The organism is Burkholderia sp. Tr-862 (assembly GCF_011753085.1).
Classification (GTDB): domain Bacteria; phylum Pseudomonadota; class Gammaproteobacteria; order Burkholderiales; family Burkholderiaceae; genus Burkholderia; species Burkholderia ambifaria.
In genome coordinates this window covers 18187-32472 of the sequence record NZ_VWWG01000016.1, presented here as the reverse complement: position 1 = coordinate 32472, position 14286 = coordinate 18187, and the positions used below count along the sequence as shown (strand labels likewise).

At 63.8% G+C, this 14286-nt stretch carries 11 protein-coding genes and 1 pseudogene; 2 read left to right on the top strand and 10 right to left on the bottom strand.

Annotation, left to right across the window (positions count from 1 at the left end):
• Nucleotides 1-291 precede the first annotated feature (291 nt).
• From F3J14_RS07885 to F3J14_RS07870, 4 genes are all read right to left on the bottom strand, one after another.
• Nucleotides 292-1482: a M20 aminoacylase family protein gene (locus F3J14_RS07885; RefSeq protein WP_166722495.1), complete on the bottom strand. Its 1191-nt coding sequence runs from the start codon at nt 1480-1482 to the stop codon at nt 292-294.
• A gap of 79 nt (nt 1483-1561) precedes the next feature.
• Nucleotides 1562-2896: a DUF3100 domain-containing protein gene (locus F3J14_RS07880; RefSeq protein ID WP_166722494.1), complete on the bottom strand. Its 1335-nt coding sequence runs from the start codon at nt 2894-2896 to the stop codon at nt 1562-1564.
• A 48-nt stretch (nt 2897-2944) separates the two neighbouring features.
• Nucleotides 2945-4462 (bottom strand): aldehyde dehydrogenase family protein, encoded by a 1518-nt coding sequence (locus F3J14_RS07875; protein WP_166722493.1) that lies wholly within the window; start codon nt 4460-4462, stop codon nt 2945-2947.
• A 54-nt stretch (nt 4463-4516) separates the two neighbouring features.
• Nucleotides 4517-5404, bottom strand: coding sequence for an NAD(P)-dependent oxidoreductase (locus tag F3J14_RS07870; RefSeq protein ID WP_348771966.1), 888 nt, complete (start codon nt 5402-5404; stop codon nt 4517-4519).
• A 128-nt stretch (nt 5405-5532) separates the two neighbouring features.
• On the opposite strand from F3J14_RS07870, the gene F3J14_RS07865 reads away from it, so the two are divergent.
• Nucleotides 5533-6441 (top strand): LysR family transcriptional regulator, encoded by a 909-nt coding sequence (locus F3J14_RS07865; protein ID WP_166722491.1) that lies wholly within the window; start codon nt 5533-5535, stop codon nt 6439-6441.
• Between the two features lie 118 nt (nt 6442-6559).
• Here F3J14_RS07865 and F3J14_RS07860 read toward each other — a convergent pair whose 3' ends face one another.
• From F3J14_RS07860 to F3J14_RS07830, 6 genes and pseudogenes are all read right to left on the bottom strand, one after another.
• A complete protein-coding gene (locus F3J14_RS07860; RefSeq protein WP_006753469.1) occupies nt 6560-6949 on the bottom strand; it encodes an HrpB1 family type III secretion system apparatus protein in 390 nt (129 codons plus the stop codon).
• A gap of 67 nt (nt 6950-7016) precedes the next feature.
• Nucleotides 7017-7544 (bottom strand): annotated as a pseudogene (locus F3J14_RS07855) (flagellar biosynthetic protein FliR); the annotation flags it as partial.
• Between the two features lie 1334 nt (nt 7545-8878).
• Nucleotides 8879-9757, bottom strand: a complete 879-nt coding sequence (locus F3J14_RS07845; RefSeq protein WP_166722489.1) for an SDR family oxidoreductase — start codon at nt 9755-9757, stop codon at nt 8879-8881.
• A gap of 80 nt (nt 9758-9837) precedes the next feature.
• On the bottom strand, nt 9838-10932 hold the full coding sequence (locus F3J14_RS07840) for an alkene reductase (RefSeq protein WP_166722488.1): 1095 nt from the start codon (nt 10930-10932) through the stop codon (nt 9838-9840).
• A gap of 76 nt (nt 10933-11008) precedes the next feature.
• On the bottom strand, nt 11009-11557 hold the full coding sequence (locus tag F3J14_RS07835; protein ID WP_348771965.1) for a TetR/AcrR family transcriptional regulator: 549 nt from the start codon (nt 11555-11557) through the stop codon (nt 11009-11011).
• Nucleotides 11558-11687: 130 nt separating this feature from the next.
• Nucleotides 11688-12941: a citrate/2-methylcitrate synthase gene (locus F3J14_RS07830; RefSeq protein ID WP_211080335.1), complete on the bottom strand. Its 1254-nt coding sequence runs from the start codon at nt 12939-12941 to the stop codon at nt 11688-11690.
• 180 nt (nt 12942-13121) lie between these two features.
• On the opposite strand from F3J14_RS07830, the gene F3J14_RS07825 reads away from it, so the two are divergent.
• A complete protein-coding gene (locus F3J14_RS07825; protein ID WP_348771963.1) occupies nt 13122-14276 on the top strand; it encodes an AraC family ligand binding domain-containing protein in 1155 nt (384 codons plus the stop codon).
• The last annotated feature ends 10 nt before the right edge of the window (nt 14277-14286 follow it).

Sequence of the window (14286 nt, the reverse complement as noted above, 5' to 3'; positions counted from 1 at the left end):
CTCACACAGAAGGCGAACCGTCCGCGGTGAGGATGTAGCCAGGGCTACCGTGTCAGACCGCGCGAGCCTCGCGTAGACAGAAATAAAGTTGTCGCCGTTTGCGACGTAAAGATGTCACTTCGCCGAGTGCCATTAACCGGCCCGAAGGGAAACTCACGAAGAATCATGGCGTTGTCGGCCGCGCATTAGAGAACGAATCGTGGACTGAAAGAACTTGACCCACTAGCGCCACCCATACCGAGATCACCGCCGGCGGCGCTCGCTAATCTCGAAAAATTCAGCACCGCCTCCCTACCGCCCCAGAAACCGCTCCACCAACCGCACGAAATAACTCGCCCCAACCGGCAGCAACGCATCGTTGAAGTCGTAACTGGCGTTATGCAGCAGGCAAGGGCCGCCGCCATGCCCATGCACGCGATGATTGCCCACCCCGTTCCCGAGGAACGCATAACAACCCGGCTTCTCGCGCAGCATGAACGAGAAATCCTCCGCCGCCATGGTCGGATCGACGGCGGCGTTCACATGCGCGTCGCCCACCAGCTCGCGCATCACCGCCACCGCCACCGCGGTCTGCTCGGCGTCGTTCACGGTAGCCGGATACTGGCGCTGGAAATCCACCTCGCTCTCGCAATCGAAGGCCGCGGCCGTCCCGGCCACTACGGCGCGCATGCGCGTCTCGATCAGGTCGAGCGTCGCATCGGAGAAAGTCCGCACCGTGCCGCCGAGCCAGGCATCGGTCGGCACCACATTCATCGCCTCGCCCGCATGCACCTGCGTGACCGACAGCACCGCGCCGTCGATCGGATTTCGGTTGCGCGTGACGATCCCCTGCAGAGCACTCAGCACCTGCCCCGCCGCGAACACCGGATCGCGGCCCAGGTGCGGCATGGCCGCGTGGCAGCCGGCACCGCGCAAGTTGATCCGGAACAGGCTGGTCGAGGCCATCAGCGGCCCCGGCCGCACCGCGAAATCGCCGGCCGCGATGCCGGGCCAGTTGTGCAGCCCGAACACGGCATCCACCGGGAAACGCTCGAACAGGCCATCCTCGATCATCGCGCGCGCGCCGCCGCCCGACTCCTCGGCCGGCTGGAAGAACAGTTGCACGGTGCCGTCGAACTCGCCATGCCGCGCCAGATGGCGCGCGGCCCCCAATAGCATGGTGGTGTGCCCGTCGTGGCCGCACGCATGCATCGCGCCGGGCACCGTCGAACGATGCGCGAAGGTGTTGGCCTCCTGCACGGGCAGCGCATCCATGTCGGCGCGCAGGCCGATCGCGCGCGCGCTGCCGCCGCGCTTCAAGGTGCCGACCACGCCGGAGCGGCCGACGCCGCGCGTGACGGTATAACTCCATTGCTCGAGCCGTTCGGCGACGAGTTCGGCGGTGCGGAACACGTCGTAGCCCACCTCGGGATGGGCATGGATATCGCGGCGTATCGCCGTCAGTTCGTCGGCCTGCGCGACGATGGAATCGATCAGTTTCATGCAGATGGGAGCGCTCTTGTTGGTCGGCGCGGCACGGCGGCGGGCCAGCCCATGCCGCCCGCCGCCGTGCCGCGAGGCATCAGATATGGAACAGCTGCGCCACCAGGGTCGCGCCGATGAAGGTACCGGCATTGGCCACGAAGGACACCAGCACGATGCGCCAGCCAAGCCGCCGGAAGGCCGGAATGTCCTTGGCGATCGACAGCCCCGCGAACACCAGCATCGGCGTGGTCACCCCCAGGAAATCGTTGTGCGAGCTGAGCGCGGCGATCTGCGAAGCCCACGGGCACCACGGCGAGGTCAGGAACATCGCCACCACCGATACCCAGCAGACCGCCGGAATCCGCCGCCCCGTCACGCGCGCCAGCGCATCGCCGACGATCGTCGCGCACACCATGATCGCGATTCCCGGCAGTCCCGCCAGCGGTGTGGTGCCGTGGGCGATCCAATCGCACACCAGCGCCATCGCGGCTGTCACGATCCAGGCCAGCAGCTTGCCGCTGTAGCCGAGCGCGGGCGCCTCGGTCCGCACGTCACCCAGCGACGGGCTGGCCACTTCGGGCTGCGCCGATGCCTTGGTGGTGCGGCCGATCAGCGGCTCCAGCACGCGATAGCCCCAGACCGCGAGCGGCAGCGAGATGAACAGCGTGAAGTAGGTACCGATGGTGGTGGTGATCAGGTTGCTGGCCGCGGCGAAGGCGAGCACGAATTTCGCCGTCTCCGGGTCCTGCTGCGCGGCGATCGCGCCCGAGGCGGCCGCCATCATGCTGCCCGAGCCGACGCCCGAGCCCATCGCCAGCGCGAGCGGATCGAAGATGCCGAGGCTGCTCACGAAACCCGCGAACACGGCGATGAACACCGCACCGAACACGGTGCCGGTCAGGTACTCGGCCAGCACGCCGCGGCCCTCGGCCGAATCCATGCCGTACTTCTCGCCGATGATCGCCAGGCTCGGCTCGCGGCCCACCGAGAAGGTCGCGCCGATCGCCTCGCGCTTGATGCCGAGCAGCAACGCGAGCGGCAGGCCGAGCAGGATGGTGCCGACGAAGTGGCCGAATTCCTGGAAGGCCAGCGCCCAGCCCGCCGACGCCAGCTTGGGCAGCGCGCTGCCCACCATCAGCCCGAGCTTGGAGACGAACAGCAGCAGCGCCGGCTGCAGGATCGCGGCCGCGAAGAACTGGTCGGGCACGCTCAGGCGCGCGCTGCTGTTCCAGCGCGCGCTGGCCAGCCCCACCGCGGCGCCGAGCAGCAGTGCCCAGATCATCGGCAGCAGCACGACCTTGCCCGGTCCGAGCTTGAACGTGAACGAGCCGATCCATTCGGCGACCAGCAGGATGCCGGCCGCGTAAAGCAGGACCTTGGCGGTAGCCGCGCCGCCAAGCTCGCGGCGCTCGATACCCAGTGCGTGTTCCATGACGAGTTTCCCCTTGAAGCCCGGCTGCCGTCGAATGCGGGCCGGTGGTTACAGATAACCGAACGCGGTGGGCGGCGCTTCGGCCGTCTCGACCCACACGCTCTTGGTCTGCGTGTATTCGTACAGCGCCTCGACTCCGCTCGAGCGGCCGTAGCCACTCATGCCGTAGCCGCCGAACGGGGAGGCCACGTTGATGGTCTTGTAGCCGTTGACCCAGAAGGTGCCGGCATTCACCTGCGCGGCCACGCGATGCGCGCGCGCCACGTCGGTAGTCCAGGCCGCGCCGGCCAGGCCGAAATCGGTGTCGTTGGCGATCGCGATCGCCTCGTCCTCGGTGTCGAACGGGATGGCAGCCACCACCGGCCCGAAGATCTCGGTGCGCGCGACCTCCATCGCGTTCGACACGCCGGTCAGCACGGTCGGCGCCACGAAGTAGCCGCCGCGGCCCTCCCCGACGCGCTCGGCCGAGCCGCAGGCGAGCGTGGCGCCAGCCGCCACGCCGCGCGCGATCATCGACATCACGTGGTCGTACTGCTTGCGATTGTTGATCGGGCCCACCTCGGTCGCATCGTCGAGCGGTGCACCGACGCGAATCTTCTTCGCCCCGGCAGCCACCATCGCGACGAATTCGTCGTAGACGGCGCGCTGCACCAGCAGACGCGAGCCGGCCACGCAGCTCTGGCCCGCGCCGGCGAAGATCGCCGCCTGGGCGGTCAGCGCGGCGCGCTTGAGGTCGGCATCGGCGAACACGATATTGGCCGACTTGCCACCCAGCTCCAACACGCACGGCAGCACGCGGCGCGCGGCGGCCTCGGCAATGCGCGCGCCGGTGGCCGGCGAGCCGACGAACACCACCTTGCTCACCACGCGATGCGCGATCGCTGCCTGCCCGGCGGTGTGACCGAAGCCGGCCAGCACGTTGACCAGGCCGCGCGGCAGCCCGGCCCGCTCGCCGAGCCTGGCGACCGCCAGCGAGGTGAAGGGCGTCAGCTCCGAGGGCTTGAGCAGCACGCCGTTGCCCATCGCCACCGCAGGCGCCACCTGCCAGCCGCAGGTGAACACCGGCGCGTTCCAGGGTGTGATCTGCAGCACCACGCCGGCCGGCTCGCGGCGCGTGTAGTTGAGGTGCGAGGTCGGCACCGGGATCACGCTGCCGTAGAACTTGTCGGTCCAGCCCGCGTAGTACTCGAACATTTCGGCGACCTTGCCCACCTCGCCCCGGCAGTCGCGGATCGGCTTGCCCGAGCCCAGTGCTTCCAGCCGCGCGATCGCCTCGGCCTCGGCGCGGATCGCGCGCGCCACCTCCTGCATCACGCGGCCGCGCGCGGCATGCGTGAGCGCCCACCATTCGCGCTGTGCGCGGCGCGCGCTTTCGGCGGCATGGTCGATCACTGCTACGCCGGCGTCGCGATAGGCGAGCGTGGCCTCGCCCGTCGCCGCATCGTAAAGCTGGATCGTGTCGCCCTGGCCGGCGACGAGCTCGCCGTCGATATACGAGCCGATCGTGGCGGCGCCGGGGAAGAAATGCGCGAAGGCGGTGAGCAACTGGTCTGCGTGCTGGGTCATGTCAGGTTTCCGTATCTGTGGGTCGAGCGGGATCGTGGCGCGGGCTGCCCGGCCTCAGGCAGGGTCGAGGAAATCGACGATGCGGTTGAAGTCCTCGCCGTCGGCGACGGATACCTCGCTGGCGGCCCACACGCGCGCCGCCTCGCGCGCCACGGGAGCGACGCTGTCGAACTGGTCGAGCAACCCTAGCGCGAGCCGCACGTCCTTGCGCATCAGCTTCATGGTGAAACCGGAATCGAACTTGCCGTTGAAGATCCAGGTCGGGTAGTTGGTCAGCGTCGCGCTGTTGCGGCCGGAGCCGCCGTTGAGCGCCTCGACCAGCTTTTCCGGATCGACGCCGGCCGCGCGCGCGGTGCGCACCGCCTCGCTGGCGGCCAGCAGGTGCACGCCGGTCAGCAGATTGTTGAGCAGCTTGGTGACGTGGCCGGCGCCCACCGGGCCCACATGCACGCGCTTGGCGCTGATCGCCGCGAGGATCGGCTCGATGGCCGCGATATCGCTGTCCGAGCCGCCCAGCACCATGGTCATGGTGGCGGTAGCCGCGCCCTTCGGGCCGCCACTCACCGGGCCGTCGACGAAGCCGATGCCGCGCTCGGCCAGGGCCGCCGCCACGCGCCGCGTGCTGTCCGGATCGGCCGTGGTGGTGTCGATCACGATGCTGCCCGGCCTCGCGTTCTCGAGCACGCCGCCCGCGCCCAGCACCACCGCCTCGACCACCGCCGACGTCGGCAGCGACAGCAGCAGCACGTCTGCGTCGCGCGCGATCTCGGCCACCGAATCGCGCGCCGACAGCACGTCCTGCTCAGCCAGCGCGAGCGCCACGCCCGGCGCCGCGTCGTAGCCAAGCACCGCGTAGTCGCCGCGCCGCAGCGAACCTGCCATGCCGCGCCCCATGTTGCCCAGACCGATCACGCCCACCGTTTTCATCCGACGACTCCTGATAGCTGTTGGTTCGAGGCCGGCGCGCCAGCTTGCGCCCGCCTTGCATGGCTACGATGTTCGGTCCGGCGATCCGTATAATCAATCAACGCCAATATTGAGATTGTTCTCTTTTTTAGAACACCTAGATCATGAGCGACACCCTTACCGACAGCCGGATCGTCTATTTCTACGAGGCCGTGCGCTGCGGCACGATCCGCGCCGCGGCCGACTGGCTCGATGTGGCGCCCTCGGCCGTGAGCCGCCAGATCGGGTTGCTGGAGAAGGAGCTCGACGCCACCCTGGTGGAGCGCCACGCGCGCGGCGTGACGCCCACCGACGCTGGACGCTGCGTGATCGAGTATTTCCGCGAGCAACTCGCGCACCGCGACGACCTGATCTCGCGCCTGCAGGAGCTGCGCGGGCTCAAGACCGGCCAGGTCAGCCTGGTGCTCGGCGAGGGCTTCGTCTCGGATCTACTGGCCGGGCCGATGCAGCAGTTCTGCCGGCAGTTCCCCGGGATCCGTGTCAACCTCGACGTGGGCAGCACCAACGACGTGATCCGCAAAATCTCGAACGACGAGGGCGAGATCGGCCTGGTCTACAACCCGCCCGCCGAGCCCAAGCTGGTGTCGCGCGCCTCGAAGCGGCAGCCGATGATGGCGATCGTCGGCCCCGACTTCCCGCGCCGCAGCCACAAGGTGCTGACGGTGCAGCAGCTCGCCACCTACCCGCTGGCTGCCACCCACCCGTCCTACGGCACGCGGCAGATGATGGCGGCCGTGGAATACGCCGAGCGCGTACGGCTCGCGCCGATCATCACCACCAATTCCTTCGCGATCCTGAAGGAATTCGTGAAATCGGGGCTCGGCATCTCGGTGATGCCGGCTTTCGCGGTGGCGGCCGAACTGCAGGCCAAGGAACTGTTCGCGATCGAGATCGCTCATCCGATTCTCGAGAACGCCGAGGCGCACATGGTCACGCGCGTGGGCCGCAAGCTCTCGGTGGCCGCCAACAAGATGCTGCAGATGATGACGGGGCAGATGCGGGCGTTCCGCTAACGGCTCTGCTCCTGCCAGCGACGCGAGGCCGGGCTGTCTCGCCAGCCTTCCCGGCGAAGCGTCACGTGCACGCGGGGTGCGCCGTCATGCACCCGCACGTCCATGATCTCCTTGCGTTTTACGGGCGCTCCACGCCGGGAGCCGCAAGCAAGGCGTGAGCGGTGCGCGTCGCCATGACATCGTCGGATCGGTAAGCCGCCGCATAGGCATAGGTGCGCCACGCCGCATCGCCAAGCGCATACAGGCAAACGGCCGCGAGCGCCATGCCGCGCGACGAAAGCACGCCGCCGCGCTCGACGCGGCGCAATTCGCTCAGCGCCTCGCCCCACGCACGCGCGCGCACATGCCACCACGCCAGCACCTCGCGCATCCCCCCGTTCTCGGGGCGCAGCACCACCATGGCGTCGAGCAGGTCCAGTACGTCGGACAACGTATCGAGCGCCGCACCGGCCCACAGCACGTCCATCATTCCCGTAGCGATCTGGTTGTCTTTCAACGTCTCGATCATATTCTTCTCCAAGCTGCTGCACGCAATGACCATCCGAGGCGTGCACGCCCTTTCGGTGGCGCGCGCTTTATCTGCCGCCCGCGATCGCCCGTGCCTCGGCGGCCACTCCCACGAGCGAAAGCTGATCGCGCACCTGATCGATGAAGATGGCCGCCATCAGCGCAAGCATCAGAATCGTGAGCGCGCCTTTCACGGGCTGCGCGAGCGACGGCAGATCGAGCTTTTGCGATACCTTTCCCGTAAAGCCGAAGCCGATGTCGATCAACAGCAGCATCAGCATCATCGGCGTTGCCAGCTTCGTCACCGTTTCCATCAGCGAATCGGTCTTCAACAGCACGAACGATTCGAGTACCGAGCCGCCCGCGGGCGCGAGGCTGCCGAGCGGCCACCAGGTGTACGACTCGTAAATCGCGCCGAGCAGAAACGTCATGCCGCCGAGACACCAGAACGCCGCAATCGCGAACTGGCTCAGGAGCGTCGACGTCAGCGACGTCTGCTGCCCCTGGCTCGGGTTCTGCATCTGAAGTTGATTGAAGCCGGTCAGATCGTCGACGTACGTGCCGACGCTTTCCGCGGCCCAGAACACCGTCGAGCTGCGAAGCCGTCCACAGCACCTTGGTTAGGCCGCCGGCAATCTCATCCCTGCATCCTGTGTAAGTCACGATGTCCTCGTCTGCTGGAGTGCTGCAATCAAAAAGCGCACGGCGGCGCCGCGCACAGCCGTGCCGCGCTTGCTGCCGGCTCGTGCGTCGTGGGCGCCCCCTGGCGGTTAGTCTCTTGTATCGGGTCGGCTTTCGCCGACGCGACGCGAACGGAACGATCGGGATGCGAAGAGAGAACGGAGAAGAAAATCGACCGCGGCGATGGGATCGATTGGTGCGATAGGCCGGATCGCTCGCCGTGTATCGAAAGGCGGGGATGTGCTCTATGCTCGGCGTCGAAGAAGGCCCGCCATCGGTCGATGCGCCCCCGAGCCTTATACATCTGATCCCTGCGCGAACGCGGAAGCGGGTTTGCCGGGCATCCAGCGGCGCACGCGCTGGGCAGATAGCGAGACCAGCGTGTCGAATCGGCGGCCGGCGTCGGGAGCGGTCGTCGCAAAACGAGTGCACATCCGATTGAACTCCGGAAGACAATCGGCATTGAGCCGTATCGCCTGCGGAACGAGCCAAGGACAGTAGCTCCCACTGCTCGCCGTTGTGGAATGTCGGTGCACGACTCGGACTCGGCAATCACGGGCTTATGTGCCGTGACTGTAGTGTCCTTACTTCGTTCTATCTCGAATTGATGCCATCGTTTCGAGCCCGCCTAGGTACGCCAAATACATTTCCAGACAGCGCTGAAACAGATCGCACCCCGCTGCGGTTACCGTGACGCAACGTGTCGTTCGTTCGAGAAGAGTGATTTCGGCGCATTCTTCGAGCATCGACACGGCACGACTGAGCGTCGATTTGCTCGCCCCCGTTTCCTTGGCGGCATCCGTGAAGCTTCTATGTCTCACGATGCTGGCGAAATACACGAAGTGGTTTGGCTCGATCCGAGTATCGTTGCAAAGATCTGATTTCATCTCAGTGGAATTGATATGTAGACCATCGTTCGCAGAGGGGCATGCGTTGGAGCTAGCGAATTGCTGTCGCTTCCTCGGCGAGCAACCACCGCGGTCAAAAGCAAGGATGGAATGGTCGGCCGAGCACTTCAGGACTGGGGTTCCAACTACAGTGGCAAGGTTCGCCTGGCAGTCAGTGAGGCGGGTTCTTCAGGACTGCCTGCAGCATTTGGTCGACGTGGATTCTCCTCGCACGACGCGTCTGCAGATCCGCGGTTGTCTGGTCCCGTTGCGTATGGCAGTTTGCCGGCGGCCCATGGAGACCGCCGGCAACAGCGATAGGTGATCGACGTCGGTATAGTTACTGCGCACTTGCCGGACGATCAGGCCGTACGCTTGCTACTAAACGCAGCAGCGTAGTCTCGAGCAAAGTCTTCGATCGATCTGGCTGGCGCACCCAACACACGCTGTATGTCGTCGGTGACAATGTCGCCCCAGTTGCGGCCGTATGCGACAAAATAATCGCGCAACAAGTTCAACGTGAACTCGTCGAAACCGAAGCTCGCCATGTCCTCGAGCGCTTGTTCGAGTGTAATTGGCACATATTTGACGGGGTGGCCGATGGCCCCACCGATTGCGGAAGCCACCGCATGCATCGAGATAGATGCAGGTCCCGTCAACGTATAAACCTTGTTTTCGTGTCCGCTCGACGTCAACACGTGTGCAGCGAAGCGCGCAATATCCTGCGTGTCGATAAGCGCCATTTTTCCGTCCGCGAGCGGCAATGGCAGCACACCATCTTGCGCAACGCTCGTTGCAGCAGTCAGCAGATTCTGCATGAAGAAATGCGGCTTCAGAATCGTGTATGCGATTCCCGACGCGATGAGCTCGCTATCCGACAAAGCATGCAGACGGCTATTGATCGTCGGCGCGTCGTGTGCAGCACCGAACGCCGACAGGCGAACGATTCGCCGGACACCTGCCTGGCGTGCCGCCCACAGTGCGTTCGAGCTTTGCTCAGGTGCCCGAGGCCCCGGCGGCGTCAGCATGAAGACCGTATCAATGCCCTCGAATGCCCGATCCAGTGTGCTGGGTTTTTCGAGATCACCGACCGACAGTTCTGCGCCCAAGGCTTGCAGTGCACCTGCCTTCGCCTGGTTTCTGACTAGAGCACGGATATCGCAATCCGCAGATGCAAGCAGTTCAATGACAGCGGATGAAATGGCACTCGTCGCGCCCGTCACAAGAATTCTCTGTCGCATAATTTCGTTCCTCTTTCCTGCCCTCACAAATCGCTCGAGAACGGCGGATGGGCAGCGCAACCCAGTCCATCCGCATGCCGTTATTTCGCCGATGCCAGTTCCGATTCGGTCAGCGTCGAGTAATCGGTGTAGCCGCGCTCCTCGCCTTGATAAAACGTGTCGCGGTCCGCTTCATTCAGCGGCGCGCCGAGCGCAAAGCGGCGCACAAGGTCCGGATTCGCAAGGAACAACGTGCCGAACGACACGATATCCGCAGCGCCACTCTCGATCGCTGCCTCAGCCCGTGCCGCGTTATACCCGCCATTTGCGATATAGGTACCACCAAAGCGGGACTTCAGTTCGCGGAAATCGAACTCGCCCTCGCCAAGCTGGAGCACGTGCAGATAGGCAAGGCCGTACTGGCTCAACATTTCGGCCGCGTACCCGAACGTCGCCGCCGGATTGCTATCGCTCATCGAGAAAACGTTGAAGATCGGCGAAAGGCGCACGCCAACGCGATCGGCGCCGAACACGGGTACGACGGCTTCAACCACTTCCTTCAGGAAGCGCGCGCGATTCTCGACCGAGCCTCCGTAGGCATCCGTCCGCACGTTGGCGCCGTCGCGCAGAAACTGGTCGATCAGGTAACCGTTCGCCGCATGAATTTCGACACCGTCAAAGCCGGCAAGCTGCGCGTTTTCCGCTGCTTTTCGGAAGTCAGCCACGACACCGGGAATTTCGTCGAGCTCGAGCGCGCGCGGCGTGACGAGAGCCTTGGGTCCCGCCGGCGTGAAGATCTCGCCATCAGCCTTGATTGCGGAGGGCGCGACCGGCAGCGCTTCGTTAGGCTGTACCGACGGGTGCGAAAGTCGACCGACGTGCCAGATTTGCAGGAAGATGCGGCCGCCTTCTGCATGCACTGCATCGGTCACTTGCCGCCAGCCGGCGATTTGCTCGGACGAGTGAATCCCCGGCGTCCGCGGATAGCCCTTTCCCTGCGCCGAGATTTGCGACGCCTCAGTGATGATCAGACCGGCGCTAGCGCGTTGACGGTAGTACTCCGCGCTCAACGGTGTCGCCACATCGCCGTCGCCTGCACGGCTTCGCGTCAGCGGCGCCATCGCCATCCGATTACGCAGCGTGTACGCACCGAGTTGGACCGGGGAAAGCAGTTGATCGAGCGAATTCGTAGCCATGTTGACCTTCCTTCTCAATAACGGACCAATCGGTCCAAAATAAACCAAATAAAGCCCACCCGAAGGTGGGAGTTTTTTACTGCAGCGCCTCGAGCATGACTTCCAGCGCGTCGTCGAGCCGACCAACTTCAGCTTTGGAGCGGGCCATAATTTGCAGGCCCTGGTGCGTAACCGTCAGAAAGCGCGCGAGCTTCCGCGAATTCTTCGCGCGAGGAATTGACCCATCAGCCTTACCGCGCTCAATGGCATCCGCTAGCGCATCCTCGATTCCGCGGAAATCCCGTTCGACGAGCTGCTGCACCTCCTCGTCATGCGGGCCAAATTCGACGGCCTCGTTACAACTCATGCAACCGAATGGCCGCTCGTCCCGACGCGCATGCTCAACCACCATCTCGAAGAACGCCCGAATCGACGCGAACGCGGTCGGCGCGCTCGTCAGGTAGCCGTCGAGCATTCGCATTCTTTCCAACCGGTAGACTTCGAAGGCGGCCAGAAACAACTCGCGCTTGCTTCCAAACGTGTCATAGAGGCTGCTTTTACTCAGGCCAGTGGCCTTCAGCAGGTCGGTCAGCGATGTTGCCTCGTAACCCTGACTCCAGAACACCTGCATTGCCTGCAGCAACACCTCTCGTTCATCGAATTCCCGCGTCCTTGCCATCTTGTTGCCCTCAACTTGTTCAATAGGATAATCATTCCGGACCATACGGTCCAGAATGATTTTTGCAACAGTGCGTCCCGGACAGGAAAAGACTTGATCAGTGCATGATCGCGTTGCCGACGTATTTGGCGCGCGGTCTGAGCAGGAAGCCCATCGTCCGCTGCTCCAGCACGTGAGCCACCCAACCACTCGTCCGACTCAAGACCCAGATCGCGGTCGCTGACCCGTCAGGCATACCCAATGCACGCGCCAGTACGACAAGCGCGATTGCCACGCCTGGATGTGCCTGCTGCTGCATGCGAAGCTCATCGAGGAAAGTGAGTGTGTTACGCGTCCCTGCATCGAGTTTCGGCAGCGATCGAACCAGGTCCAGTATGACGTCGGCGCGCGGATCGCCCCCCGGATACATCGGATGATTGAATCCAAAGAGACTCGCACCATATTCCTTGACGAGATTCTTGCGCTGCCCCAGATCCTTTGCCGACGTCGACTGCAGCAGCGCAGACTCGACCTTGTGCGTGGCCGTACCTGTCGAGAAGCCCAGATGCGAACCGATTGCTGCAGCAACACAATTGAAGAGATCAGCATTCGTCGACGCCGCAATGCGAGCAGCAAAGGTCGCAGGAGCCAGTTCGTTGTCAGCCAGGACGATCATGGCGCCATTTAGCGTATGCAACGTCTCGGGAGTCGGCTCGACGCGGTTGATGCGCAGAATGAATGCCGCAAGCGACTCAAACGGCTCGCGCGTCGCGAAACAGCGCGGCGTCTGAAGGAATCCAAGGCAGCCAGCCATGGTCTGCATCAGCAATCTCGCGGCCGGGACCGATGCACCATCCGCAATTTCTGCTGCCCCCCTTCCCCGCATCCCCAATGCCAGGGTCACCATGCCTAGCAGATTGCCGATGTCACCGGCAACCGGCGACGCGTGATAGTGGTCCATCAACTGCTTCACATCATCTGGTGTGTCGATTGCTGGCCATGCCGCGAAGTTGTCTTGCCACATGCCCGTCATCAGTAATTGGACCACGGATTCGAACGATACACCGGCGCGTGCCATCTCGACCGCGGAACGCGTTCTGTACACCGGCCCACCGTCGGATATCTGCGTAATTGCGGACGCAACCACCGGGGCTCCCCAGTGCATCGTCGATTCAGCCGCAGCGACCTGCGGTGGACGTCCACGTTTGCGGCTGCGTACCCGTTCGACGTCGGTCCGGGAATACAGGCTCTTGCGACCGTCCGGATGCGGCGCCGTCTTGATCATGCCCCGACTCACATACGCGTACAGCGTGCTCGCCTTGATGTTGAGCATTTCGAGCACCTCGCTTCGAGTCAACAAATCCTTGCGCATGGGTCGACACATTCCTTCGACAAATTGAATAAATCAATTGTACCCCTGACAGGTGGTACCCCTTTGAATCAACGCGTGCAGGGCATCCCTCGTATTTATATTGATTTGAATTATCAATCTTGATTGAAAGATCGCGCAAGTCTATCGTTTTCGCATGTGGACGGCGCGTAGCGAACGCCCGTGGCACGAATTCCATCAATGAGCACGGAGGCAGTCATGCATGAGTTGAAGCACGCGTTCGAACGGCGCGATGCATCGTTTATCGACCAGACCGGAGAGCATCCCCGCGACAACCATTACTGGGACCCTGTCGTCATCACCCGTGAGGAAATCGAAGCTGAAGTGGCTCGCCTCTCGACCCTGCCTGCGCCGGCCGACGGGCGGCGCCAGTCGTTGATCGTGCATCCCGCCGCGCGGAAAGATGCACCGGGTCTTGCGCCCGGCATTCAGGTGATGCTGCAGGTGCTGTTGCCGGGCGAATCGACGCGACCGATGCGTCACAACGCTACCGAGGTCAACTTCTGTATTCGTGGGGGCGGCCGTACGATCGTCGCCGGCCGCACGATCGCGTTTCGTCAGTACGACGTTTGGAACCATCCGTCGTATGTCGCCTATCAGCACATCAATGACACGGACGACATCCAGGTCCGGCTCGTCTACTCGAACATTCCGCTGCTCCAGCACATGGAGATCTATGTACCGGACTTCGACGTCTCGCTGGATGTCGAATCCGGCCCTGCCATCACCCATGCCGACGACGATCCGAAGCGGAAGAACCCGTTCGGCACGTTCCCGATCGGGACTGATGGCGGATTGCTGATGCCGTACGAGACGTTGATCAATCCCAAGGTCGTCGAATCCAAGCCGCTCCATTTCCCGTGGGAAAACGTGAAGTCGGAACTCGACAAGCTCGCCGCGCTTGGCAGCGACTACATCGGACGTCGGCTGTACATGATGTACAACCCGACGACGGGTCGCACGAACGGCATCACGCCGAACTTCTTCGCAACGATGACGATCCGTCCGCCGAAGATCGTCGACCGTCCGCACCGTCATGTGTCGGCTGCCATCAACTACTACTTCTCTGGCTCCGGTCACAGCATGGTCGCGGGCAATCGATACGACTGGAAAGCCGGCGATCTGATGCTGTCGGCTCCCGGTTGGGCAGTGCACAACCACGCATCGCACGACGAACCCGTGTACGAACTGACGATCCAGGATCAGCCGCTCAACATCTACATGGAATCGCTCCTCTGGCAAGAAAGCCTGAAGGAAGCGCCGGCTCTGCTGGGCACCCAGACGGGCTTCGAGACCAACCGCCAACAAGCAGCCTGAGGATTTGATC